This is a genomic window from Pontibacter sp. HSC-14F20 (assembly GCF_019599265.1).
In the GTDB taxonomy this organism is placed as follows: Bacteria; Bacteroidota; Bacteroidia; order Cytophagales; family Hymenobacteraceae; genus Pontibacter.
The window spans coordinates 66,294-90,798 of sequence record NZ_JAHZTC010000015.1 but is presented as its reverse complement, the minus strand read 5'-3'; the positions used below and the strand labels follow the sequence as shown (position 1 = coordinate 90,798).

The window sequence follows — 24,505 nt, the reverse complement described above, 5'->3', positions numbered from 1 at the left end:
CAATCTGGGCTGTTGAGTGAAAATTTCGGGTAATTTTTAAAACCGATTTCACGAATCACGTATTATAACCAAATCATACACAGAAAGAACGCTGAATGAAAAAAAAGCTGCACATTTGTAACATAGTACGCACCTGTGCTGTAGGCGGGTAATAACCGACCCCCGCATTCCGTTCTTTACCATACAATTACTGAAAACACCAATGCTCTACAAACTAACTCTCAAAAACTGTGAAAAAACCGTAATGGTGGACGACCGCACTTACGAGTATATTCAAAACAATGCTTACCTGCAGCAAATTGATTTTTTGAAGCACCTGCGCATTCACTCTAACGGTTACGCCTTCTTTCAGAAGAACTGGCCGCTGAAAAACGGCAAGTACCGCAACGAAACCATTTACCTGCACAAAATGATTGGCGAACAGCTGATTGAAAAGCCAGAAAGCAACATCAAGCTGTATGTGCATTTCAAGAACGGCAACAAGCTCGACTGTCGCCTCGAAAACCTGGAATGGGCTCCGCTTTGCAAAATTGTGCGCAACACAGCAAAAACGGAAAATAAATTGGGTGTACGCGGCGTGCACAAAGAGGCTCAAAAATACCGCGCCATCATTCACCATAACAAGCAACGCATTAACCTGGGCACCTTCGACACGCTGCAGGAAGCTGCGCAGGCTTACAGCAAAAAATCCGAGGAGCTTTTTGGCAAAACCAAAAGCCTGAAGACACTCTCCAAGTATGTAGAAGAAGTAGCATAATTCTTCTTATACTTGCGTGGCGGCACATTCCCCGCCCCACTTTTACATGCTGAATACCGAAAAGAAACTTAGCAATATTCTGAGACGGCACACTGTTGCCTTCGGGCCCGTACTTGATGCGGACCTGAACGGCGAACACGTGTGCCGTCTTGATTTTACGGCAGCTAATCAGCTTTTGCAACAGACTAACCTGCGTAACACCGAAGCCTTTAATAAGGCCGTGAACCAAATGCTGCAGGAACAGAACGCCACCATCGGGGTAGGCGGTTACCTCGAGAACCGCTTCATCTACCGCCGCAGCCAACACTTTGACGTAGCTGAAGAGAGCCGCGATCTGCACCTAGGTATAGACGTCTGGTTACCAGCTGGCACGGCTGTGTTTGCTCCTCTTGACGGCAAGGTGCACAGCTTCGCTGACAACGCTAACTTCGGTGACTACGGCCCTACCATTATTCTGGAACACGAGTTGGAGGGCGTGACCTTCTATACCTTGTATGGACACCTGAATGCTGCTTGTCTGGAAGGATTGTCAGTTGGCAAGGAATTCCGTAAAGGTGACAAGATTGCCGAAGTAGGTCCCTACCCTGTGAACGGCGACTGGCCGCCGCACCTGCACTTTCAGGTAATGTGCTCGATGGATGGGAAAAATGGCGATTATCCGGGTGTGGCGCGCCTGTCTGAACAAGCTGTATATGAGAGCCTTTGCCCGAACCCAAACCTGATTCTGAAATGCCGCCATTTGGCTTAGTTTTGCCTTTGCTGTAGAAATTAACCAACTTTGAACTCTGGTACCCCGAAAAGGTGCCAGAGTTTTTCTTTTGAACTCAAAACTGACCGGAATGTCTGACCTTTTCAATTTTGATGCTTACAGCGCCACGATTACTAATTTTGTGATGGTTTATGGTTTGCGCCTGGTAGTGGCTGTTATCACTCTGTTAGTTGGCCTTTGGGTCATCAACTGGCTCAACCGCATGATGTTTAATCTGATGGTGAAGAAGGATGTGGATGTATCACTGCGCCCGTTCCTGAAGAGTGTCATGGCCGTTGCCCTGCGCGTGCTACTGATTATTCTGGTAATTGCCCAACTGGGTGTTGAGATGACCTCGTTCATTGCCATACTCGGCTCGGCCGGTCTTGCCATTGGTCTGGCCTTGCAGGGCAGTCTTGCCAACTTTGCAGGCGGCGTGCTGATTCTCACCATCAAGCCTTTCCGCGTGGGCGACTACGTAGAAGCACAGGGACAGGGCGGCACTGTAGACATGATCAATATCTTCAACACGGTGTTGAAAACACCTGATAACAAGACTATTTTTATACCTAATGGTCCGCTGGCCAACAGCGTGGTGGTGAACTATACCATCGAGAAGACCCGCCGTGTGGAATTCAATTTTGCCGTATCGGTAAACAACGACATTGGGAAGGTGCGTCAGCTTTTGCAGAATCTGATACAAGCTGACAACCGTGTGTTGACCGACCCAGCGCCTGCCATTGTGGTAACCAATTTTGCCGAGCACTCCCTCACCCTGAGCGTGAGAGTCTGGGTAGAAAAAGAAAATTATTGGGCCTTTTTCTGGGATATGAATGAACGTGCCAAGGCAGCCTTTGAAGAGCAAGGTATAAAGATGCCGGTGCCAAGAAGGGAGATGATAGGTGGTGCCAGCAATGGCCAGACTCCGAAGGCGGTGCCGCAGGTATAGCTTGTAGATATAGATCTTTGTAAATGGAAACGGCAGCTCAGGTATGGGCTGCCGTATTTGTTTCCTTAAAGATTAGTTCTTTTCCAAATTATTGGCAAGAATACTTTCTTCAGTCTTAGTTCCACATCATTTGGAATAGAGTAATTGCTGGTCATAAAGCTTGTAGCAACAAAATGTTTCCCATTTTTAAGCCTGTACCTCACGAAGTCAAACTCAAATTCATATAGCCCCAATCCTTTGTGCTCATATAATTCAACAATTATTAGCTCATCGAATGTAAGATTAAATAATTCACCATTTCTGGTAATTTCAATAAGTCTCTTATCGGCTTGAATTGTAATCGAAAGCCCCTTGCTAACTATAAAAAATGTAATGAAATCAATAGTGGAATTAAACCCAATACAAGAAACACAACAATAAGAACTATACCTGTTGTATCGATTCCAAAGCGAAACATAAGAAACAAGGCGGCACCGAGCAGGCCTGTACCTGAAAGGGTATTAAAAATCTGTCCCCAACATAAGCGATAACTATACTGATACAAGGGCCCCTCCACTTTCTATAATTTGTATGCTAACTTATGCATATCTCTCCCCTTAATCAAACTTAATCGCCCGTACAGGCTTAATGCGCGCTACCATGGCGGCAGGTATAAGAATGGCGAGCATGGTCATCACTAAAGTAATCACGTTGAGGGCGATGATGATGCCGAAGTTCCAACTGATGGGAACGGTGTCCATGTAGTAGTTTTCGGGGTCGAGCGGGATGACCTGGAAGTAGTACTGGACGACGCAGAAGCCAAGGCCGATGACGTTGCCCCAGAGCATTCCTTTGAGCGTCAGGCTGAGACCGCGGAAGTAGAAGATTTTCCGTATTTGGGCGTCGGTGGCCCCGATGGCTTTAAGAACGCCGATCATGCTGATGCGCTCGATGATCATGATGAACACGGTGGATACCATGTTGAAGGTCGCCACGAAAATGATCAGAACCAGAAAGATGACCACGTTCTTGCGCAACAGCTGCAGCCAGTCGAAAAGCTGGGCATGCCGGTCTGTTATTTTCTCGAGCTGCAGGTCGTAGTTCATCTGGTCAAACACCTGGTCAGCCACCATATCAATCTGCTCGAAATCCTTGAGCAAAATCTCCACGCCACCCACCAGGGTATCGGGCCAGTTGTTGAGTTCACGAATCAGTTGCAGGTCGCCGATTACGAATACTTCGTCAAATTCTTCCAGACCCGTGTTGAACACACCCGCCACTTTTAGTTTTCGGGCTCGCGGCGGATTCTGGATGAAGTAGAAAATCGCCTCGTCGCCTACTTTCAGCCGGAGTTTGTTGGCAATTTTCCGACTTAGCATCACGTCTTTAGAAGAAGCGGTATCCGAGAATGAAACTACTCCGCCTTCGTCTAAGTTGGCCTGCATGGCACTCAGGTCATAGTCTTTATCCACGCCTTTCATCACCACACCCAGTACTTCGTCGTCGGTTTTGATGATGGCCGTTTTGCGGGCAAACGATTGAATGTGCTGTATACCTGCGATCTCCTCGGTGCTGTTTATACCTGTGGCCGTGCTGATGGGAGCACCTTCGAAGGAGTTGTTGGTGTCGTATTTGCTGATTTGCAGGTGTGCCCCGAAGCTGAAGATCTTGTTTCGTATCTCGTCGCGGAAGCCTTCCAGAATCGCAAATGACACAATCATGATGGCAATGCCTGCAGCTATGCTTATAATTGCTATTTTTGTCACAGACGTGGTGAAAGAACCTGCCTGTACTTCGGAAATCTTATCAGATATGAATTTGGATACGTTCACTCGCTTGCGTCTAAACTGCCTTAAAGATAGGTATGAATTTTGACTTCGGGACTGTTAAATTTTCGTATTTGCGAGCGAGTCTCCAAACCCGACCCTGAAAAACCAACACTGATGACACAACCATTTGCTATACTTTGCAGTGCCCTTATGCTTAGCTTTAACAGCTGCGCACCGAAACAGGCACCTGCCACCGCCGCTGAGCAAAATGCTCCGGCCACCGAAGAAACTACCCAAGCACCTGTACAGAAACCGCTGGCTTTGGGTGCCGAACAACTCGACCGGTACCTGAAGCACCTCGAAGGCAAACGGGTAGGTATGGTCGTGAACCAGACGTCGATGATTGGCAAAACCCACCTCGTGGACACCCTGATTAGCCGTGGTGTGGAAGTAACCACCATTTTTGCGCCAGAGCATGGTTTCCGTGGCGAGGCCGACGCTGGTGCGCACATCAAAGACGCAAAAGACACCAAAACGGGTCTGCCGATTATCTCGCTTTACGGCAGCAACAAGAAGCCTTCGAAAGCGCAAATGCAGAACCTCGATGTGCTCGTGTTTGATATTCAGGACGTGGGCACCCGCTTCTATACCTACATCAGCACTATGCACTACGCCATGGAAGCCTGCGCCGAAAATAACAAAAAGATACTCGTGCTGGACCGCCCGAATCCGAATGGGCACTACGTAGATGGCCCGGTGTTGGAGACGGAGCACAAGTCCTTTGTGGGCATGCACCCGATTCCGATTGTGCACGGCCTCACAGTGGGCGAACTGGCCGAGATGATTAACGGCGAAAAATGGCTGGAAGGCGAGAGAAGCTGCGACCTGACCGTGATTAAAATGGAGAACTACGACCACACAATGGCCTATGAGCTGCCTATACGTCCTTCCCCGAACCTGCCAAACCCACAGTCCATTGCGCTATACCCTTCCATCTGTTTCTTTGAGGGAACGAACGTGAGCGTTGGTCGCGGCACGCCTACACCTTTTCAAGTAATTGGCTCCCCATTCTACCAGAAGAAGGACTACACGTTTACACCTGTCAGCACACCAGGAGCCACTGATCCGCCGCATAAAGATGTTAAGTGCTACGGTATGGATTTGACTGACCCTTCGTTTGCGCAGCCGTTTACCCTGAAGTACCTGTTGGAGATGTACAACAACTCGTCGAACAAGGATAAATTCTTCAACAACTTTTTTGAGAAACTGGCAGGCACTTCGGAGTTGCGCAAGCAAGTGATTGCCGGCAAAACAGAGACGGAGATAAGAGCCAGCTGGGAGCCAAACTTGTCGGACTACAAAGTGCTCCGCAAAAACTATTTGCTATACCCTGATTTTGAATAGAACCATGCGCGATTTACGCATCGTGTTTATGGGTACACCGGACTTTGCGGTGCCTACCCTGCAAGCACTCGTCGAACACAACTATAATGTAGTAGCGGTCATCACGGCACCCGATAAACCAGCAGGCCGTGGCCAGAAGCTACAGCAATCACCTGTGAAGGAATATGCTGTGTCGCAAGGTATACCGGTGCTGCAGCCGACCAACCTGAAGTCAGAGGCTTTTCTAGAAGAACTGCGCAGCCACCAGGCGAACCTGCAGATTATCGTAGCTTTCCGGATGCTGCCTGAAGTGGTGTGGGCCATGCCGGAACTGGGTACTTTCAACATACACGGGTCCTTGTTGCCGCAGTACCGCGGCGCGGCGCCTATCAACTGGGCCATCATCAACGGAGAAAAAGAAACAGGCGTTACTTCCTTCTTCCTCAAGCACGAAATCGACACCGGCGACCTGATTTTCCAGGACCGCGTACCGATTTTGGGGGAGGATGATTTCGGCAGCATGTACGAAAAGCTGAAGCACAAAGGCGCTGAGCTGGCCGTTCGAACCGTACAGGCCATCGAGCGTAGCGAAGTACAATCACAGCCGCAGCAAACGTCTGCCGATACGAAGCATGCCCCCAAAATTTTCAAGGAGACCTGCGAAATAAACTGGAATCAGCCTGCTCATCAGGTACGCGACTTTATCCGTGGCCTCTCCCCTTACCCCGCCGCCTGGGCCCGTTTCGATGGGAAGACGTTTAAGATTTTCAAGACGGAAGTGCTGGGAGATACAGCCTATACCTTGGAACCTGGTCAAATCAAGACGGATAATAAGACCTATCTGCACGTACAGACTGCCGCAGGTGCTCTCAATATTCTGGACCTCCAGATGGAAGGCAAAAAGCGCATGCCGATGCAAGATTTACTCAGAGGCTATACCTTTAAAAACGAACAAGCATGATAGCCATTGTCGTCGCCATAGCCGAGAACAACGTCATCGGGAAGGACAACCAATTGATCTGGCACTTGCCTGCTGACCTGCGCCACTTCAAGCAAAAAACAATGGGCCACCCGATGATCATGGGCCGCAAAACGTTCGAGTCCATTGGTAAGCCCCTCCCCGGCCGTACCACCATCATCGTTACACGTCAGGAAGACTACAAAGCGGAAGGTTGTATCGTGGTAAACTCGGTGGAAGAAGGGATTTCAAAGGGCAAAGAACTGGACAGTGAGCAAGTGAGCATTGTAGGCGGTGCTGAAATCTATAAGCAAGCTCTTCCTTTTATCGATACATTATACCTGACGGAGGTGCACCATACCTTTGATGGAGACATTTTTTTTCCTGAGCTGAAGCAAGAGGAATGGCAGGAAGTTAGCGCAGAAAGCCACAAGCCAGACGAGAAGAACAAGTATGCTTATACCTTTAAGGAGCTGAGCCGCAAGGTATAGCCGCAACAAACATGAGTCACCCCAAACTTTAGGATTGGGATTGCTTCAAAGCAAAAGCCTTCTTTTCGTAAGTGATAGTAGTATCAGATCACTTTAGAAAAGGAGGCTTTATGCATTTACTTACCCATACGCAGCCGCCGGCAGAAAGGATAAAGCGGATTAGCTCTGTTTTCCACGACCGGCTCTCGGACTTTCTCTCCCCCCTGCTCGGTATGCTGGACGCGCGGCTGGACCGGCGCCTGGTCCGTACCTTCTCGCTGCTGGTAGCGTCCATCATTCGTTTTCGCCACCGCCAGCACGGGCTGCTGCTAAGCGAGCTGGGCGCCTACCTGCTCACCCCGGCCAAGGCCCCTGCCGGCACCAAGCGCATCAGCAACCTTTTGCGCTCAGACAAGTGGCATTATGGCCTGCTCTCAGACTGGCTGCGCGCGCAGGCCAAAGCCGCCATGCAGCAGTGGTCCCATCAGCCCGTGCTCCTGCACTGGGACGAGAGCGTGGTGGAGAAGCCCGAAAGCATCGGCGCCTAGGGCCTGTGCCCGGTCCGCAGCACCAAGGCTCGCCGGCTGGTGCGCATCCGGCCGGGTTTTTTCAACCCGCCGCTGCAGCGCCCGGTCCATGTGCCGGGCTTTCACTGGCTGGGCCTTTTGCTCATGGGCCTGCACACGGCCCCCCGCCTGTATCTGCAGCAGTGGTGGAGCACCCGCCAGTGGTGGAGCACCCGCCTGGAGGGCGGCAGGGAGGAGGCGGCCACGATCAGGCGGCGGTGCCTGGAGCAGGCGGTGAAAGATTTCGGGCGCCGGGTCATCCACGTCTTTGACCGCGGCTACGCCGGTGCTCCCTGGCTCAAGCAGCTGCTGGCGCGTCGCCAGCACTTTATCCTGCGCTGGAACAAAGCGTATGCGTTGATAGACGAGCAGGGCCGGCAGCTTCCCTGCTGGCAGCTGGCAAGGGGCAAGCGCAGCCTTTCCAAACGCCTGGTCAAGGATACCCCGCGCAGGTGCCAGCGCCACATGGGCCTTTACTTCCAGCCCGTCTTCCACCCCCGTTGGCCCAAAAGGAAGCTCTTTCTCATCATCCTAAGGCCTAGCAAGGGGCATGCCCCGCTCTATATGCTTACCAACCTGCCCGTCACGAATGTGAAAAAGGCCTGGCGTGTGGTCTTCTGCTATGCCAGAGGCTGGCAGGTGGAGGCAGCCTTCCGTTACTCCAAATCCGAGCTTGCCCTGGAAAGCCCCCGGCTCTGGTTCTGGCAAAACCGCCTCAAGCTGATGATGATCCTCTCGGTGGTGTATGCCTTTCTCTTGAGCCTGTTGCAGGCAGAAGAGCTCCAGGAGCTGCTCCGGTGGGGATGCCATAGAACAGGAAAGCGGCACCAGGAAGCCCTGGTGCCGCTTTACCGCGTCCGAACAGCTCTCATGCATGTTTGGACACAATATCAATCCCTAAATTCGGGATGACTCATGGTTGTTATCGGTAAGATTGGGTTATGTTTTATCGAAGAATGTAAATCTTGCCATAACCGTTCACGAAGCCCTTGTCTCCTTTCTTCCAGAAGTGCTTCATCTCCTCGGCTTCTTTCGGCATTACTACACGGTACAAGTATACACCATTAGCCAATTTGTCGCCATAGGTATCAGTACCATCCCAAGCATATTCTGTTTTGTTGTTGCCAATGCGGATCGGCCCAATTTCCTCCCGCATAATCTCCTTCACAATTTTACCCGTCACAGTCATGATCTGGATTTTGAAATCATCAGGGATGACGCCCCCGGTCAGGGTGAAGATAAATTGTGTCTTGGTTGAGAAAGGGTTCGGATATGGATAGAAGTTTGTGATTTTAGACTCGTTTTCTACTTCAAAATTGATTTTATATGAAGAATTACCAGAGTCTTTTCCTGTCGCATCTTTGCCCTTTACTTCTAAGGTATAGATACCGTTTTCTAAACGTTCTGGCTTATATTCAAAACGGAAATCATTTTTCTCATCGGCTGGGAAAACACGCAATTCACTTGCCTTTGCAGATTCTCTTACATCTACTGATATATTTGTAACATTGTTAGTTAAATAAACCTCCATCGCATCCGCATTTTCCAGATAAACATGCTTGTTCTCGTCCTTCATGGTAATGCTGATGAGTGGACTCGGTGCTACCAACTCGCCATCCATGATATGTACCCCATCAAAAGCCACATCCATAATTGGGTGCAACTTTGACTTTACAGCAAAATTCGCTTCATAAATGTTATTCTGGTATTGTTGTTCTGGCTGCAGTTGTGGGTTCACATAAATGCTCAACTTGTAGTTACCATCCAGTTCGAGTGTCGATATAGTATAGTCGAAAATTGCCGTCTTATTACCTTCAAGCGCCCCGATCTTAAACTGCGATACGCGTGGTTCTATACCTTCCCCAGTCAGTGTTACCTCCACCGTAATCGAATCGCGGAAAGCATACGGCGTCACATTCTGAAAAGCCATCGGCATTTCGATACGGCCCCGGTTTGCTTGCTGTGCTATAATATCGTCGCTTACCTCCACTAAGTCTGGACGTATGACCCCTTCAGGAGCGGCTTGGTAGTAAACCATCCACTGTTTAAGCTGTGGAGCAGTTCGGTCTTCTGTGTCGGTCAAATTTGCCGTCAGTTGAAGTTTTGGATATTGATCGGCACTCACGTTGCTTAGGTCGAATGATTTTGATGTTATATTATCATTTAACAAGGCACGGTTACCATCAGGACTTACACCATACAAGCTCAGCTTATAACTATCGTTTCCATTCTTGTACTTTTCTATATTATGATGTAGGCTGCCCCAACTTAGGGCCGGGCCTATTAGGGTAGAGGTGATGGAGCCTTGGGTATTAAATGAACTAATCTGGTGGATGAATCGGAGATCCTGCTCCATTGGAGGCACATTACTTGTTAAGTCAGCTGTAGCTTCCTCAGCAGCGCCGATTGGAGCTCCTTTTTGTCCAACCATTGCAAATGGATAACCTGTTTTAATTTCGTTTATCAGCTTTGAGCCCAGTTTATTAAATGCAGCTTTTAACTCTGGGGTAAACAGTTCAAATGGAACACTATTGGCACTCATTGCAATTACATAGTAATTCTGAGGTACAGCATCTAAAAATCTCTGCACTGTAGCACGTATCGTAGCTGTATTTAAATTTCCAAATTCATAAAGCCCACCCATAAATCTACAAGGTGTAAATCCAGGAACAGATACAACTTCCAATGTAAGGTTATCTAGCACCAGAAAATACATTCTTGGAGCCGCTGAACTCATAAACCCTCCGCAAGCATTATCAACTCGCGTCACATTGTTGATAAAAATTCCAAAATCAGGTGTCCTAAATCTTACATCGCCCCCAATTGTTCGAATTTCTATGTTACTGAACTGAGGAGAGAAATTCCAACCTGAGTTATTATCGACTACAGTCTTATCAAGTACTGACTTCGTAAATTGTCCAGCATGGCTTTGTGACCATCCTCCTGTATTGCCTTTGATATACCTAAAAGAACTGCTTACCCATACCGTATCTTCCCCTTTGGCAAAGTTATCAAACCTAGCACGCCAGAAGTAAACCGTGCTATCAGTATCCAGATTTTGAATTGGCAAAGAAACTTGCCAAGCCGGTAGAGCACCTGGAGCAGCCTGAAAGCTCCTTTTCAGTCCAGAGTTAAATGTATTTATTGTATCTAATTCGAAGTACACCCCCTTGGGTTCGGCACGAAGCTGCGTAGATTGTACCATCAAATTGACAGTAGGTTCACTTACTATGGAATAATCCATTGGTGATAAAATGGAAATGCCTGAACTCGGTAAAAAGTGTTGAGCCTGAATTATGTTATTGTCTTCATTAAGCTCATCAACCTGTTTAATATTATCCAAATTAATTATAAATTTATTCATCCCCGCTCCTTTTGTATCTACATTTGGAACTGCAAGTCTTAGCTGGGCTTTATAAAAAATAGGCTTAGCTTTAACAGAAAATGGTGCTAGCTCATTCCCATCAGGAAGTATACGCTGTATACTGACACTTATTGAATCTGAAATTGCCTTACCTAAATTGATTCCGTTGACATTTATAACAAAATGCTCTGAAACTGAAGTAGCAACTTCTCCATTCAGATCTCTAACCGAAAAACTATTATTTTCAAAAGCATAGTCTGGCTTACTTGGGGCATAAAGCCTAACAGCCGGATCACCTTGCAAAATCATCTGAGTCATGGTAGCTATGCGTACATCATCCAAATTTGAGGAGCTATTGTTAAATCGTCTTATAGTTTCACCATGTATATTACCTATAGTACTTCCATAAAAAGTTGCATCCTCAAAGGCAATCTGATAAAACCTTTCTGAGAAATTATGCAATGGCAAGTCCCCACCTATGTATGACTCTGCCATAAATGACACGGCACCTCTATCTGGAGTTACCAACCAATCTTCTCCGAAAGAATTTTTATTATAGAAAAATGCATCTCCACTGTAGCAGCCATTCATTAATATCACTGGGTACTTTCCTTTGTTTCGATACCCATGCACATTAGAAGAGGCTAAGCCAATCTCAAGATCTGACACTTCTGTAGAGCTATGACCAAAAAACGTTATTAAAGAAAGGCCGGAGTTGACCTCAGAAGATACATTCAGATAATTGCTTGATTCCTGATGCAAGAATTGTGAAGTTACATTTCCACCGAAATGCACGCCCTCAGCTATCTCCTTATAGCTATTTAAATAATTTTTATAAGTAGAGGACTGCAATCCTTCATTCCCTCCACCTAGATGAAGAATATTCTTTCGCCATTCCAAACCATCAGGTAAGCTTTCATGCTCCTTAACTTTGTTTAAGTATGCAATAATATTTTCTGCAGTTGTAGCTGGAAGACGCCCAGTGGGCACGCGGGGTGCATAACGATTGTTCCTAAAATCAGCAGTAAAGAAAACATCAGAGGCAGGTAACATACCGGTGGGAACCAGATCCATTTCATGCACTTTGGGATGTCTGCCATCGACATGATAAAAACTATACTTATTATGGGTGCCTGTCCAATGTGAATCTCGTAAAGATCTGTAATCACCATGAGCATATTTCATGCCCTTGCCTATGATGAACAGGTGTTTAGTTCGTTCTGATGTCAGCATATAGGACATGAATTTTCGAATAGCATTCGATGAAAATTCACCGTAATGAAACTGGTTAACAATCTGATCCATATACACCATCAGAGTATCATAACCGCCTCCTGCTGGCGAAGCCCTATAGGATGCATATTCCAGCGGTGCAGGCCTTTGTGTACCTACAGCTACTTTCATCAGCCTTTTATTCGTAACAATGATATAGTTATGATCTGCGGGTGTTATCTGACGGAAGCGTGATAATTCTGACTTACCAACAGCTTTGAACGCTTTAGCTGTATTTGCAATAAGTACTTTGTGAGAAATACTAGAGCTTGTTGGAATTACAAATCCTTTCCCATTCCCGCTTATATTACCTTCAATTCGAATAGGATTGAAAGGATCTGATATATCATAAGCAAACGCTCCTTCTGTTGCAGTTCCTATTTCAAAATAAGGGTTTACTGCACGTGTAGAATCAGTAAAGAATATAATAGAGTTTGCCGTAAGGGTTGGCCTTTGGGGAAACGTTAATCGTATGTTGGACATACTAACACTACTTTTTTGGACTGAGTTAGGAACCACTTGGAAAGTAACTCTACCATCAGCTAGAACATCAGAAAATTCAATCTGACCATTAATATGCTGGTGTCCATATGCTCCAAACATAAAGGATGATACTTGTTTTGCCCCTCCTGCAGACGGCACCACATTTATTAGTCCTGTCTGCGTCTCACCATTTATACCAATTAAGTTAAATTGAGCAAACGGTTTTGGTCCTGTTGTGACTAAGTTAGTTACAGAAGTAATATTATAGTTCTTTGGACTAGCACTACCAGTTGCAGAATAACCTTCTCCTGTATCCATCCAAGCGAGTTGTGCTTTTGGTGTACCATATATTTTTCCACTATAATACAGATCCACAAAATACTGCGTCACCTTCCTTAACACATAGGGCTCCGGCGTTTTCCCTGCAGGCGAAGGATTCACCTGTTGCATGCGCTTGCCGCCGGCTGGATTCACCGTCAGGAAATAAGCAGCGGTATCCGTATACAGACTATATAACTGATGTGGCTGATGAGCTGGGTTCTTATAAAGATCCTGATCTAACCGCCCATCATTACGCTCACCGAAAAACTCGATGAAGTCTTGCGTGTCCAGACGGCCGTCAGCTTCGCCGGCTACGTGAATGGCGACTTCCTTGCCTCTTCTGAAAAGCTGGAAATGTTGCGGGTTGGTACCAGCCAGCCCAAGGCTATCCAGGAAGCCATGGCTGAGGCGGTGCAGACCTGTGTTAACTACCTTGAGCTTATAATAGGTTTTGTTGTAATCAATCCACTCGTTGCCGTAAGGTGTCGGTGACTGGGCTTGTACTGCTGCCTGCAACCCGAATGAGAGTACGCTAACGAGTAAAAACTGTTGGAAGAGTCTGTTTATTTTCATCGGCTGTAAAACTTGAAACCGTATGTTTTTAATTGAAAGAATAACCTAGCGAAATGATAATGGAGTAAAGACCCGCAGCATTGGCCGTATTACCATCGCTTCCGTTGATGCGTGACATCGCCAAATCGATGTTCAATCCATTGTTCTGGAAGCCTACCCCAAAGTTGGGCTGCACTTTAGCAGACATGCCCCCGTCAAAATTCCGGAATTGCTGGTAGTTGTTCAGCCCGCCACGCACAAATACGGTCTGGGCATAGGCAAGTTCCATCCCCACATGTGGGTCCACGGAGGCAAAGTCGGACTTAAGGAGCACATTGCGTCGGCCATCGAAAGTGAAGTCAATATCAGTGGCCAGTATACCTGTAATTTTATCGGAGAAAGTGAAGTTTTTGGCTGCTCCCAGCACCAAACGAGGAAGCGTGAGTTCAGCTGTACTCTCGGGCAGGTCGTTGCCGGTTTGCTGATAAGTTGCCTCCAGTGCTTCTACGTTGTGGGTCCAGGCGGTGAAGGTGGTTGTTACGTCCTTTGCCATGACGCCAAACTGCCAGGTACCGCGACGCAACTGGGCGCCTGCATCAAAACCGAAACCCCAGGCATTGGCAAACTCCCCCACGTTGCGGTAAATTATCTTGGCATTCACACCCAGTGTTAAGCCATCGATCAAATTGCTCTTGCGGGCATAGGAAAAGAGTACGGCATAGTCGGCTACAGAGAAGAAACGAATGCTGTCGTACTGAATGTAGCCATACTCGTTCTGCAGACGGCGGGTGTCCACAATGTCATCTACCCCGAGGCGGATAACCGAAACGGCCAGTGCACTGCTCGAATCAATGGGCATGGCAAAGCTGCCAAAGTCGTTTTTGGCTATACCTGCGAAAAGCTCGGAGTGCATCAGGGAGATGTTATACCTGTTCTGAAGCTGAACAAGACCGGCTGGATTCCAGAAACCTGCCGTGGCATCGTCTGCAAAGGCTACCTGCACATTGCCCATACCGAGCGCCCGGGCTCCTACGCCAATGTTCAAAAACTCGTTGCTGTATTTCGGCGTGGACACCTGCGCCTGCACAGCCCCACTCACAAAACACAGCACAACTATAAATATAGAAAGGGTAAATCTGTTCATAGGCACAGGTAAACTGTAACTTCAGGGGTCTTAAAAAAAATTTATTCGCTCGGATTAAAAAAAATTTACCGCTCTCCAGGTATGGCAATTTGCCTCCTAACACTTCAGAAACTGAATTAGTTGACTTTATGCGGCATTTTTTTGCATCCAAAAATAATCATTTTTATCCACAATTAGCTGCCACTTAAACTCTTTGAAAAAAGTTTCGTAATTATTTTTAAACAGTACCTTGCGTTACATAGTACCTTTTATTAACTTTGCTTCAACATTAAACGGAATCATCATGAAAGTAGAAAACACACAAGTGCAGATGCGGAAGGGAATTCTGGAATTCTGCATCCTGGAGATTATCGCTCGTGGTGAGGTATATGCATCCGATATGTTGGAGGAGCTGACAGCTGCCAAGATGATAGTAGTGGAGGGAACCCTTTATCCTCTCCTTACTCGCCTCAAGAACGCGGGGCTTCTCGACTACAGTTGGGTCGAATCTACCTCCGGGCCTCCCCGCAAGTATTACACACTGACCGAGACCGGTCGCACTTTTCTGGACCAGCTCCGGGATACATGGGGCGAACTGGTAGCTTCCACCGAATTCATCATGCAAAACAAGAAAGCGCAGCAATTATGAAAAAGAACATAAATATCAACCTGCAAGGCATCATCTTCCACATCGAGGAGGATGGGTATGAGCAACTGAGCCGCTATCTTACCTCTATCCGCCACTACTTTTCGAGCTACGAAGGGCACGAGGAGATTGTAGCTGATATCGAGGCACGTATCGCGGAGATCTTTTCAACGCGTCTTTCTCCTGGCAAACAGGTTATCACAATGGAGGATGTACAGTCTCTTATCGCACAGATGGGTGATGTGACCGACTTCGAGATACTGGAGCCGATGGAAGAGGAAATGTCACACGCCAGAAAAGCATACACCACCAACGCTCCTGAACCTGAGTTTGCCGAAGCCGGAGGTGCAGCGGCAGCCACAGTAGCCAGACCAAGACGCCTTTACCGCGACGTGAGCCGCAAAGTAGTAAGCGGTGTATCGGCAGGTATAGCCAACTACCTGAACGTAGACCCTGTCTGGATTCGCCTGATTTTCGTGTTCCTGGTAATAGGTACGCCACTAACCGAGGGTATCTCTGGTTCTTTCGGCCTGATCCTTTACATCATCCTCTGGATTGCGCTGCCTGTAAACCACTCACTGCCTGAAATTACGGTGAAAAAGCTGTTCCGCGACCCTGACGACAAGAAACTGGCAGGTGTAGCAAGCGGTATCGCCAAGTATTTCGGTGTGGATGTGGCCGTTATCCGCATTTTGTTCCTGGCCCTGATTTTTGCGGGCGGCTTTGGTATACTGGCTTACATTATCCTCTGGGTAGCGGTCCCGGAGGCGGCCAGCCTGACCGAACGTATGCAAATGCAGGGCAACCCGGTTACGCTGGCCAGTATTGAGCACACGCTCAAGGAAAACCTGAACATGAAAGACCAGAACGGAGAGGAAAGTACTGCCGCAAAGGTACTGCTGCTTCCTTTTCGCATCATCTCGCAGGTGATTAACTGGCTCGGTCGCGGTTTGGGACCTATACTTGGTGTCCTGATTACACTGATCAGAGTAGCTGCCGGAATTACCCTATTGGTGATTTCCCTCGGCCTGACCGTGGCGCTTTTCACTTCCCTGTTTGTGTCTTTGGGCATAGTTGATGATCAGGTCTGGATTAGTACAGGTGATTTTCCGGCCTCCATTCTTCTGGAGGGCTTTCCCCGGCTCGGACTGGTGGCTGGTTTTTTTGTAGGACTTATACCTATCCTGTTCCTGATCTTGTTATCCATTGGCCTTTTGGCGAAACGCTTCTTTATGCGTCCTTTGGTAGGTTGGTCTTTGTTCGGAATCTGGCTGATCAGCTTGTTCACCATGATAGCTTTTATTGCGGCGCATGCTGAAAACTTCCGTCGCTCCGGCGAAGTGGTTACTACACAGTCATTCCCGGTGGGCCCATACCCTACTATCACGCTGGATGGGTATAACACGAATTCTTCTTATGAAAATCGCATCTATTTTGATGTGCAGGGTCACACTGGCTCCAACCTGGATGTACAGCAACGCCTGAAAGCCAAAGGAAAAAACGAGGCTGAAGCACAGGAAAATGCCCGTATGGTTACTTACCGCGTGGTACAGACCGACTCTACACTCCGCTTCGACGATAGCTTTGAGTTTGCGTCCGGGGCAGCTTACCGTAGCCAGCGCATGGATGTTACCTTGATGATACCGCAGGACAAGCAACTGCGCCTGACCAACAACTTCCTGCGCATGGTACCAAGCAGCGCTTTTGAAGAAGAGTATAGCCGCGAGAAAACCCTGCGTAACCTCTGGCAGGTAAAGGGCAACCTACTTGCTTGTATCACTTGCGCATCTGACACACTTGACGTAGCAGACAGCGATTTCACATATAATGCCGCCGCTACAATGGGCGCTGGAGGAAGCGTGCTGATGAACGAGTCGGAGTATAGCTCGAACAAACAGACCTACGACTTCAGTGATTTTGATGCGATTACAGTAAACGGTGCCTACCACGTGCAAATCACGCAGGGCAGCACCTACAGTGTAACAGCCAATGGTAACGTCGATGACCTGAAAAAGCTCGAAATCAGAAAAGACGGGAGCGAATTGGTAGTTGAGCACGAAGACCGTACCATCAGACTTTTTGAAAAACAGGAAGCGGTGCTGATTCAGATTACGGTACCTGAGCTGCGCAGCCTCGACCTGAGCGGCGCCATCAAAGCCGATATAGGTCACATCAAGTCAAGTAGTCTGAACCTTGCCCTGACAGGTGCGACACAGGCTTTTGTGGATGTGAATGTGAACAGGCTGAAAGCTGATATTGCAGGTGCTTCTAAAAGTACCTTTACAGGTCGCGCTGATAACGTGGAGATGGATGTTGCAGGCGCCAGTAAGTTAGATGCCACCAGATTAGTTGCCAACACAGTAGAGATAGAAGCCGTAGGTGCGTGTTCAGCCGATGTGCATGCCACCAACACGCTGCGAGCCGATGCTGCAGGTGCCAGCAAAGTGCGCTACAAAGGTAACCCAAGCAACGTGGTAACTGATGTATCAGGCGCCAGCAAGGTGTCTCGCATGTAGTAAGTCTACGAAAAAGGGATAAGCTGTTTTGCTTATCCCTTTCCTATTCCTCTTATACCTGTCCGTTAGAACAACTTAAAACTATGCTGAATAATATAAGCTTTCTTTTTCTGACGATTGCTACGACGGTATTAACCACTTTTACAGGAGCAAAGGCACAGGGTCCGGCTTACACCGACTGCGATAAAAAAGTAATATCCTATCTTGGCTGGAAGGAAACTCCTGCAACACAGTGGTCTCTGCAGCTTACAGCCAAAAGCGGCGGCAGCCTGCAATACATTGGCGTATCCCATACTGATCATATCGCCGATCCACAGTTCCTGGAAATGCGTCAGATATGGGCGCTTCAAAAACCAACGCTAGCTTTTTTTGAGGGGCCGGACCGAGGTATAGCCGATTCTGAGTTGGAAACGATACAGAAATTCGGAGAGCCTGGCTTTGTCAGGTTCATGGCAAAGGCTGCAGGTATAAAAACGCTGTCGCTGGAACCAAGCCCACAAGAAGAGGTAAACTACTTAATTGCCAGGAATGATTTCACTCCTGAACAAATTAAGCTGTTCTACATACTTCGGGAGGCAAGCAGGCTGAGAGAACATAAAGGAATGGATGAATCGCAGATTAAAGCCGCCATTACGCAATTGCTCCAAAAAGCTAACACCCTTATACCTGCCTTTGCCAAAGTATTGCCCGATATCGAGTCGCTGCAACCAGCTTATGAGAAGTACTGGTCAGCGCCGGCCAATTGGTGGGAGGCTCCTTCTGCCTGGTTTACACCTCGTGAAGATGGAGATAAAACCGGCGGCAAGTTCACAAATACCATCAACCGCCACAGCAGCGAGTACCGTAACCTGCACATGTACAGGCTTCTAACCGATGCCGTGCAGCGGGGAGAACGGGTATTTGCCGTAGTCGGGCGCAACCATGTTCCAATGCAGGCGCCAGCCATTCGGTGCGCACTGCAATAAAAAAGGAGAGTAGCTACTCTCCTTTTTTATTTGTTGATAGTCTCTTTGCGACTGTCAGCCCCAACTTCTCTCCTTTTTTGAGAAGAAATGTATATGCCTCTTCAAACTCATTCTTAACAGTTCCCTCCAATATCGCCTCCGTCAGCGCCTCTTTCAGCTCCCCTACCGTTTTGGAAGGTTTCAGATCGAAAGTCTCCATAATAATCTCGCCCGTGATCACTGGCTGGAAATTGCGCAGTTTGTCGCTCTCCTCCACCTCTACCAGTCGCTTCTCCACTTTATCGAAATTCTGCAGGTAGCGCTTCACTTTGCTGTCATTTTTGGAGGTGATGTCGGCGCGGCACAGTTTCATCAGCGCATCAATGTCGTCGCCCGCCTCAAACAGAAGTCTGCGTATAGCTGAGTCTGTGACGGTGTCTTTTACCAACGCAATGGGGCGCAGGTGCAGGCGAACCAACTTCTGTACGAACTTCATGTGTTCGTTCAGGGGTAGCTTCAGGTCTTTGAACAACTTGGGCACCATGCGGGCGCCGCGCTCTTCGTGGCCGTGGAAAGTCCAGCCTACTTTCTCGTGGTATCGCTTGGTATCGGGTTTGGCGATGTCGTGCAAAATGGCCGACCAGCGCAGCCACAGCTCATCCGACACTTCGGCCACATTATCGAGCACCTGCAGGGTATGGTAGAAGTTATCTTTATGGGAATTGCCTTTTACGGTTTCCACACCCTGTAATTCTGCCATTTTCGGGAAGATCAGTTGCAAAAGACCGGAAGTGAAAAGCAATTTGAATCCATAGGAAGGCTTCGGAGAGAGCACGATCTTGTTCAACTCGTCTGTAATACGCTCCTGCGACACAATCTTGATGCGCTCTTTGTTGTCGATAATGGCATCGAAAGTTTCTGGAGCGATATCGAAATTGAGCTGAGAGGCGAAGCGTATAGCACGCATCATGCGCAGCGGGTCGTCAGAAAACGTAATGCCTGGCTCCAGCGGCGTTCGAATGATTTTGCGCTTCATGTCTTTTATCCCATCGAAGCGGTCGATCAGCTGTCCGTACGTGCTCTCGTTCAGACTTATACCTAGGGCATTGATAGTAAAGTCGCGACGCTTCAGGTCATCTTCCAACGTCCCGGTTTCTACATCTGGCTTACGGGAATGCTCTTTATAAGACTCCTTCCGGGCTCCTACAAACTCCACTTCCCACTCACCGGAGCGCAGCATGGCCGTACCAAAGTTCTTAAAAACCGATACTTTTGGCTTATGCGCTAGTTTATGCGATACGCACTCGGCCAGCTCAATGCCATTGCCGACACATACCACATCTATATCTTTAGAAGGCCTTTTGAGGACCAAATCACGCACAAAGCCTCCAATCACATAAGCATCTACGCCTACTTCCGCAGCGGCCGCGGCAACGGTATCAAATATGGGGTGCTCTGGTAATTTTATTGTATCCATTCAGAAAAATCAAAACCTCGGATTATGCAGAACCGCCCCCGAGGCACAAAAATAAAGAGATAAATTCAGAGCGTAGTCAAAATTTGGTAACGGACTTTGGAACAAAGGTATAGCAAGTCTATGCTGATCATGCTATACCTATACCCTACTCCCGAATAACCGTCTGCTTCCCACTTTCATCAATCTTAATAATACGCGACGGTCGCGACTCCACGTCTTCATCCTGTCGCCACTGCACGATATAGTCTACCCGCTCTTTAATGGTGTCAGAAATCTCGGTGAAAGCTTTTGGGGCAGCCTCACCGCTCACATTAGCCGACGTAGACACCAACGGACGACCAATCTGCTGCATCAGGCGGTGGCAGAATTTATCTTTAGCGATGCGTATACCGATGCTGCCGTCTTCGGCGATCAGCTCTTGGGGAAGATTTTGCGCACCAGTCAAGACAAAGGTCGTTGGTCGTTTCTGCAATGCAGCCAGTTCTTCGAAGCCCTCCGGCAAATCGCGCACATAGCGACGCAGCATGGCCACGTCGCTCATCAACACGATCATCGACTTCGACTCTTCTCGCTCCTTTATTTTAAAAATCTTCTTGACTGCTCTGGCATTTTCGGCATCGCAGCCAATTCCCCATACCGTATCTGTGGGGTATAAAATCACGTTGCCAATCAGCAACTCGTCTTCAGCCGCCTGTACCTCCTTCAGAAAGTGTTTCATCGTTTTAGATGGTTAAATTGCTTTATGGTTAAATGGTTGTTCCTCTCGGAGCTTATACTCGAATCGAAACATTAGCTGAATTCAACAATTTAACAATGCAGCCATGAAACCATTTACCGAATCTCCTGCGTCAGTTCAATCAGCACACCGTTAGCGCTTTTGGGGTGCACAAAGCAAACCAGCTTGTTATCGGCGCCTTTTTTGGGCGTTTCGTTCAGTAAAGTGAAGCCTTCACCTCTCAGCCTCTCCATTTCGGCAAGTATATCTTCCACTTCAAAGGCGATGTGGTGTATACCTTCACCGCGCTTTTCGATGAACTTGCTAATGGCGCTATCGGGAGTTGTGCCCTCCAAAAGCTCTATTTTGGTGCCGCCTACCTTGAAGAAAGAGGTGTTTACAGCCTCAGACTCCACAAACTCTGTTTTATAAGGTTCTACGCCCAGCAATTTAAAATACAGGGCATTTGCCTCACTAAAATTTTTAACTGCTATACCTATATGTTCTACGTTTACCATTTTCAATTTGTAATTAGTCTAAGTAACCTTTTTTTGTTAATTTTGCAGGGAATTCAAAACTAATAATTTCTCACAACTGTTAATCAGACAGGATTAAAAGAGATAAAAAAATAGTGATATGCTAACATTTCCGATATACTTAGACAACAACGCCACTACACCGCTTGATCCGCGCGTGCTGGAGGCCATGATGCCGTACTTCACTGGCAAGTTTGGCAATGCCGCTTCCCGTAACCACGCATTCGGCTGGCATGCCGAGGAGGCTGTTGACTATGCCCGTGAGCAAATCGCCTCACTTATCAACTGTTCGCCTAAAGAAATCATCTTCACTTCCGGCGCTACCGAGTCTGACAACCTCGCTATCAAAGGTGTGTTTGAGATGTACGCTTCGAAGGGTAACCACATCATCACGACTACTACCGAGCACAAAGCGGTGTTGGATACCTGCAAGCACATCGAAAAAATCGGTGGCAAGGTAACTTACCTGCCTGTAAACGCTGAGGGTCTGATTGACCTGCAACAACTGGAAGAAGCCATTACAGACAAGACCATCCTGATCTCGATCATGTATGGTAACAACGAAGTGGGTGTAATTCAGCCAATTCGTGAAATCTCTGCCATCGCCAAGAAGCGCGGTGTGCTGTTCTTCACAGACGCTACGCAGGCGGTAGGTAAGATTCCAGTGGACGTAGAAGCTGACGGCATTGACCTGATGGCTTTCTCTGGCCACAAAATGTACGGACCGAAAGGTGTTGGCGCCCTGTACGTACGTCGCAAAAACCCACGTGTAAAAGTAACTGCTCAGATGGACGGTGGCGGACATGAACGCGGCATGCGCTCTGGTACGCTGAACGTACCAGGTATAGTAGGCCTGGGTAAGGCTTGCGAGATTGCAAAACAGGATATGGAGAAAGACACAGCCCGTCTTTCAGCTATGCGCGACAGACTCGAGAAAGAGCTTCTGACAATCGAGGAATCTTATGTAAACGGTTCGCGTGAGCACCGTCTTCCGCACGTAACCAACATTTCCTTTAAGTATGTAGAAGGCGAAGGCTTGATGATGGGCGTAAAAGACATCGCTGTTTCTTCCGGTTCTGCCTGTACATCAGCATCTTTAGAACCTTCTTACGTGCTAAAAGCGTTAGGATTAAGTGACGACCTTGCACACTCTTCGCTGCGTTTCGGTTTGAGCCGCTTTACAACAGAAGAGGAAATTGATTTCGCCATCAATCACGTGAAAGAGGCTGTTGCCAAACTGCGTGAGATGTCGCCATTGTGGGAGATGTTCAAAGAAGGCATCGACCTGAACTCAATTGAGTGGGCAGATCACTAAGGTTTAATTAATAATGGAGAATGAATAATGATTGATTGTTCTCCCCCTTATTATTCATTAATCATTAAAAACTAGTAATTATAAATAGCTATGGCTTATTCAGATAAAGTAATCGACCATTATAACAATCCACGCAACGTTGGTACGCTTGATAAAGCGAAGAACAGCGTGGGTACTGGCCTTGTAGGTGCACCTGAGTGCGGTGACGTAATGCGCCTTCAGATTGAAGTTGACGAAAACCAGATTATCACCGACGCGAAGTTCAAGACGTTCGGTTGTGGTTCTGCGATCGCTTCTTCGTCGCTGGCTACCGAGTGGCTGAAAGGCAAGTCTGTTGACGAAGCCCTTGCCATCGACAACATGGACATCGTGGAAGAACTGGCATTGCCGCCTGTGAAAATCCACTGCTCTGTGCTGGCTGAAGATGCAATTAAATCTGCCATCAACGACTACAGAGTAAAGAACGGCCTTCCTGCTTTGGAAATGCCGAAGTCTCACCACTAAGACCCGGACTCACGCATGGAGTCAACGACAGAGGTGCATGTAGAAAGTGCACGCATTCAAAAGCAGATTGAGAACCACTTAGGCTTAAGCGGTGACAGTCTGCTTTTCGAATTCCGACCGATGAATAACAAAGTGCGTCTGGATCTGATTACGGTAAATCCGCGCCACCTGCAGTCTTTTCTATTTCACACAGAAATAGGATACGATAGAGTGGATGCGCTTCGTAAGATGTGGGAGTATGTGCAGAGTTATAAAGCAAAAGAGAGTCCGTATACCGTGCAGTGGATGGCCCATGGAGATAAAGAGTTGAATACTTCCTACTTCCGGGCCCGTAATATGTACGAGGCACTCGACAAATTATACTTTGGCCGCGACATGAACACGATTACTGTTTTCAGTGTGGTGCTGAATCCGGTATCTTAAAGAAAGAAATGTTATGATAACAGTATCAGATAAAGCAAAAGAGAAAGTATTGAGGCTGAAGCAGGATGCTCAGCTAGACGATACGTTTCGCCTGCGCGCATCTGTGGCCGGAGGCGGTTGTTCCGGTCTCTCCTATAACCTTGACTTCGACGATGAAGTAAAGCCCATGGACCAGGAGTTTGAGGACAAAGGCATTAAGGTAGTGGTAGATATGAAGAGCTTCCTATACTTGGCGGGCACCGAACTTGACTTTTCGGACGGCCTGAACGGCAAGGGCTTCTATTTCAACAACCCGAACGCCTCCCGTACCTGCGGTTGCGGTGACAGCTTCTCCGTTTAACATAAACAGCAACTTATACAGAGCAGAAGGGCCAGCTATTTCTAGCTGGCCCTTCTGCTTTTTTGCATGTGGCAGGTATAGCTATTTTCAGGTATAGCTATCTCTCCAAAAATCGTAGTGCCTGCTTCTCCCCCATTTCATTCAAGAGTACCAAGGTATAGTTCCCGTGCCCCAGTCGGCTGACATCTAACGAGTGGGTAAAGCCCATAAGACTTTGGCGCAGCACCATGCGACCCATTTTATCATACACGGCCGCATCGTAGGTTAAGTGAGCCAGCGGCAGCTCCACTTTTAGCTCCTGTTGTGCGAGCGTAGGGTATAAAGCAGCGGACTTCGCTGCTGATTAGAAACTGCGATTACACTGGTGTAGGTATAAGTCAGGTCTTCGTCAACTT

General features: G+C 47.8%; 21 protein-coding genes. 15 read left to right on the top strand and 6 right to left on the bottom strand.

Going from position 1 to position 24,505, the window contains the following annotated elements; translation table 11 throughout:
• Positions 1-202: 202 nt before the first annotated feature.
• The 3 genes from K3G39_RS14815 (at position 203) to K3G39_RS14805 (ending at position 2,454) form a co-directional block, all read left to right on the top strand.
• Positions 203-757: an HNH endonuclease gene (locus K3G39_RS14815; RefSeq protein ID WP_253405077.1), complete on the top strand. Its 555-nt coding sequence runs from the start codon at positions 203-205 to the stop codon at positions 755-757.
• 46 nt (positions 758-803) lie between these two features.
• Complete coding sequence (locus K3G39_RS14810; protein WP_220626947.1) at positions 804-1,505, top strand: peptidoglycan DD-metalloendopeptidase family protein; 702 nt, start codon at positions 804-806, stop codon at positions 1,503-1,505.
• A 91-nt stretch (positions 1,506-1,596) separates the two neighbouring features.
• A complete protein-coding gene (locus K3G39_RS14805; protein ID WP_220626946.1) occupies positions 1,597-2,454 on the top strand; it encodes a mechanosensitive ion channel family protein in 858 nt (285 codons plus the stop codon).
• Between the two features lie 596 nt (positions 2,455-3,050).
• Here the strand turns inward: K3G39_RS14805 and K3G39_RS21190 are convergent.
• Positions 3,051-4,265 carry an FtsX-like permease family protein gene (locus K3G39_RS21190; RefSeq protein ID WP_220626945.1) on the bottom strand — a complete coding sequence of 405 codons (1,215 nt, stop codon included), beginning with the start codon at positions 4,263-4,265 and terminating at the stop codon, positions 3,051-3,053.
• A 111-nt stretch (positions 4,266-4,376) separates the two neighbouring features.
• On the opposite strand from K3G39_RS21190, the gene K3G39_RS14795 reads away from it, so the two are divergent.
• The 5 genes from K3G39_RS14795 (at position 4,377) to K3G39_RS14775 (ending at position 8,491) form a co-directional block, all read left to right on the top strand.
• On the top strand, positions 4,377-5,606 hold the full coding sequence (locus K3G39_RS14795) for an exo-beta-N-acetylmuramidase NamZ domain-containing protein (RefSeq protein WP_220626944.1): 1,230 nt from the start codon (positions 4,377-4,379) through the stop codon (positions 5,604-5,606).
• 4 nt (positions 5,607-5,610) lie between these two features.
• Complete coding sequence (gene fmt / locus K3G39_RS14790) at positions 5,611-6,546, top strand: methionyl-tRNA formyltransferase (RefSeq protein ID WP_220626943.1); 936 nt, start codon at positions 5,611-5,613, stop codon at positions 6,544-6,546.
• Positions 6,543-7,034: a dihydrofolate reductase gene (locus K3G39_RS14785; protein WP_220626942.1), complete on the top strand. Its 492-nt coding sequence runs from the start codon at positions 6,543-6,545 to the stop codon at positions 7,032-7,034. Before fmt ends, K3G39_RS14785 begins: the two co-directional genes overlap by 4 nt.
• A 71-nt stretch (positions 7,035-7,105) precedes the next feature.
• A complete protein-coding gene (locus K3G39_RS14780) occupies positions 7,106-7,561 on the top strand; it encodes a hypothetical protein (RefSeq protein WP_220626941.1) in 456 nt (151 codons plus the stop codon).
• A 39-nt stretch (positions 7,562-7,600) separates the two neighbouring features.
• The gene (locus K3G39_RS14775; RefSeq protein ID WP_220626940.1) at positions 7,601-8,491 is read left to right on the top strand and encodes a transposase; all 891 of its coding nucleotides are present in this window, start codon (positions 7,601-7,603) and stop codon (positions 8,489-8,491) included.
• 34 nt (positions 8,492-8,525) lie between these two features.
• Here K3G39_RS14775 and K3G39_RS14770 read toward each other — a convergent pair whose 3' ends face one another.
• Entirely contained in the window at positions 8,526-13,592 is a 5,067-nt protein-coding gene (locus tag K3G39_RS14770) for a C25 family cysteine peptidase (RefSeq protein ID WP_220626939.1), read from the bottom strand.
• 28 nt (positions 13,593-13,620) lie between these two features.
• Positions 13,621-14,715 carry a PorV/PorQ family protein gene (locus tag K3G39_RS14765; protein WP_255594378.1) on the bottom strand — a complete coding sequence of 365 codons (1,095 nt, stop codon included), beginning with the start codon at positions 14,713-14,715 and terminating at the stop codon, positions 13,621-13,623.
• Between the two features lie 283 nt (positions 14,716-14,998).
• Between K3G39_RS14765 and K3G39_RS14760 the strand changes: the two genes are divergently transcribed.
• From K3G39_RS14760 to K3G39_RS14750, 3 genes are all read left to right on the top strand, one after another.
• Positions 14,999-15,343: a PadR family transcriptional regulator gene (locus K3G39_RS14760; protein ID WP_220626938.1), complete on the top strand. Its 345-nt coding sequence runs from the start codon at positions 14,999-15,001 to the stop codon at positions 15,341-15,343.
• Complete coding sequence (locus K3G39_RS14755; RefSeq protein WP_220626937.1) at positions 15,340-17,856, top strand: PspC domain-containing protein; 2,517 nt, start codon at positions 15,340-15,342, stop codon at positions 17,854-17,856. The genes K3G39_RS14760 and K3G39_RS14755 overlap by 4 nt, the downstream gene beginning before the upstream one ends.
• 83 nt (positions 17,857-17,939) lie before the next feature.
• Positions 17,940-18,821 (top strand): hypothetical protein, encoded by an 882-nt coding sequence (locus K3G39_RS14750; RefSeq protein WP_220626936.1) that lies wholly within the window; start codon positions 17,940-17,942, stop codon positions 18,819-18,821.
• Positions 18,822-18,834: 13 nt separating this feature from the next.
• Here the strand turns inward: K3G39_RS14750 and K3G39_RS14745 are convergent, their stop codons facing one another.
• The 3 genes from K3G39_RS14745 to mce all read right to left on the bottom strand — a co-directional run bounded on the left by K3G39_RS14745 (position 18,835) and on the right by mce (position 21,510).
• Positions 18,835-20,277: a CCA tRNA nucleotidyltransferase gene (locus K3G39_RS14745; RefSeq protein WP_220626935.1), complete on the bottom strand. Its 1,443-nt coding sequence runs from the start codon at positions 20,275-20,277 to the stop codon at positions 18,835-18,837.
• Between the two features lie 145 nt (positions 20,278-20,422).
• Positions 20,423-20,995 (bottom strand): L-threonylcarbamoyladenylate synthase, encoded by a 573-nt coding sequence (locus tag K3G39_RS14740; RefSeq protein WP_220626934.1) that lies wholly within the window; start codon positions 20,993-20,995, stop codon positions 20,423-20,425.
• Between the two features lie 113 nt (positions 20,996-21,108).
• Positions 21,109-21,510 carry a methylmalonyl-CoA epimerase gene (gene mce, locus K3G39_RS14735; RefSeq protein WP_220626933.1) on the bottom strand — a complete coding sequence of 134 codons (402 nt, stop codon included), beginning with the start codon at positions 21,508-21,510 and terminating at the stop codon, positions 21,109-21,111.
• A gap of 118 nt (positions 21,511-21,628) precedes the next feature.
• On the opposite strand from mce, the gene K3G39_RS14730 reads away from it, so the two are divergent.
• The 4 genes from K3G39_RS14730 (at position 21,629) to K3G39_RS14715 (ending at position 24,110) form a co-directional block, all read left to right on the top strand.
• Positions 21,629-22,843: an IscS subfamily cysteine desulfurase gene (locus tag K3G39_RS14730; protein ID WP_220626932.1), complete on the top strand. Its 1,215-nt coding sequence runs from the start codon at positions 21,629-21,631 to the stop codon at positions 22,841-22,843.
• Between the two features lie 90 nt (positions 22,844-22,933).
• Complete coding sequence (gene iscU / locus K3G39_RS14725; protein WP_196116176.1) at positions 22,934-23,347, top strand: Fe-S cluster assembly scaffold IscU; 414 nt, start codon at positions 22,934-22,936, stop codon at positions 23,345-23,347.
• Positions 23,348-23,362: 15 nt separating this feature from the next.
• Positions 23,363-23,770: a hypothetical protein gene (locus tag K3G39_RS14720; RefSeq protein WP_220626931.1), complete on the top strand. Its 408-nt coding sequence runs from the start codon at positions 23,363-23,365 to the stop codon at positions 23,768-23,770.
• Positions 23,771-23,783: 13 nt separating this feature from the next.
• Positions 23,784-24,110, top strand: coding sequence for an iron-sulfur cluster assembly accessory protein (locus tag K3G39_RS14715; RefSeq protein WP_018478385.1), 327 nt, complete (start codon positions 23,784-23,786; stop codon positions 24,108-24,110).
• Positions 24,111-24,505: the final 395 nt, after the last annotated feature.

Excerpts from the sequence above, each read along its gene's own strand:
- K3G39_RS14795 (WP_220626944.1), top strand. The coding sequence starts at position 4,377 with ATGACACAACCATTTGCTATACTTTGCAGTGCCCTTATGCTTAGCTTT.
- iscU (WP_196116176.1), top strand. The coding sequence starts at position 22,934 with ATGGCTTATTCAGATAAAGTAATCGACCATTATAACAATCCACGCAAC.
- K3G39_RS14765 (WP_255594378.1), bottom strand. The coding sequence starts at position 14,715 with ATGAACAGATTTACCCTTTCTATATTTATAGTTGTGCTGTGTTTTGTG.
- K3G39_RS14785 (WP_220626942.1), top strand. The coding sequence starts at position 6,543 with ATGATAGCCATTGTCGTCGCCATAGCCGAGAACAACGTCATCGGGAAG.
- fmt (WP_220626943.1), top strand. The coding sequence starts at position 5,611 with ATGCGCGATTTACGCATCGTGTTTATGGGTACACCGGACTTTGCGGTG.
- K3G39_RS14805 (WP_220626946.1), top strand. The coding sequence starts at position 1,597 with ATGTCTGACCTTTTCAATTTTGATGCTTACAGCGCCACGATTACTAAT.
- K3G39_RS14740 (WP_220626934.1), bottom strand. The coding sequence starts at position 20,995 with ATGAAACACTTTCTGAAGGAGGTACAGGCGGCTGAAGACGAGTTGCTG.
- mce (WP_220626933.1), bottom strand. The coding sequence starts at position 21,510 with ATGGTAAACGTAGAACATATAGGTATAGCAGTTAAAAATTTTAGTGAG.
- K3G39_RS14745 (WP_220626935.1), bottom strand. The coding sequence starts at position 20,277 with ATGGATACAATAAAATTACCAGAGCACCCCATATTTGATACCGTTGCC.
- K3G39_RS14815 (WP_253405077.1), top strand. The coding sequence starts at position 203 with ATGCTCTACAAACTAACTCTCAAAAACTGTGAAAAAACCGTAATGGTG.
- K3G39_RS14755 (WP_220626937.1), top strand. The coding sequence starts at position 15,340 with ATGAAAAAGAACATAAATATCAACCTGCAAGGCATCATCTTCCACATC.
- K3G39_RS14720 (WP_220626931.1), top strand. The coding sequence starts at position 23,363 with ATGGAGTCAACGACAGAGGTGCATGTAGAAAGTGCACGCATTCAAAAG.
- K3G39_RS14810 (WP_220626947.1), top strand. The coding sequence starts at position 804 with ATGCTGAATACCGAAAAGAAACTTAGCAATATTCTGAGACGGCACACT.
- K3G39_RS14770 (WP_220626939.1), bottom strand. The coding sequence starts at position 13,592 with ATGAAAATAAACAGACTCTTCCAACAGTTTTTACTCGTTAGCGTACTC.
- K3G39_RS14730 (WP_220626932.1), top strand. The coding sequence starts at position 21,629 with ATGCTAACATTTCCGATATACTTAGACAACAACGCCACTACACCGCTT.
- K3G39_RS14715 (WP_018478385.1), top strand. The coding sequence starts at position 23,784 with ATGATAACAGTATCAGATAAAGCAAAAGAGAAAGTATTGAGGCTGAAG.
- K3G39_RS14750 (WP_220626936.1), top strand. The coding sequence starts at position 17,940 with ATGCTGAATAATATAAGCTTTCTTTTTCTGACGATTGCTACGACGGTA.
- K3G39_RS14760 (WP_220626938.1), top strand. The coding sequence starts at position 14,999 with ATGAAAGTAGAAAACACACAAGTGCAGATGCGGAAGGGAATTCTGGAA.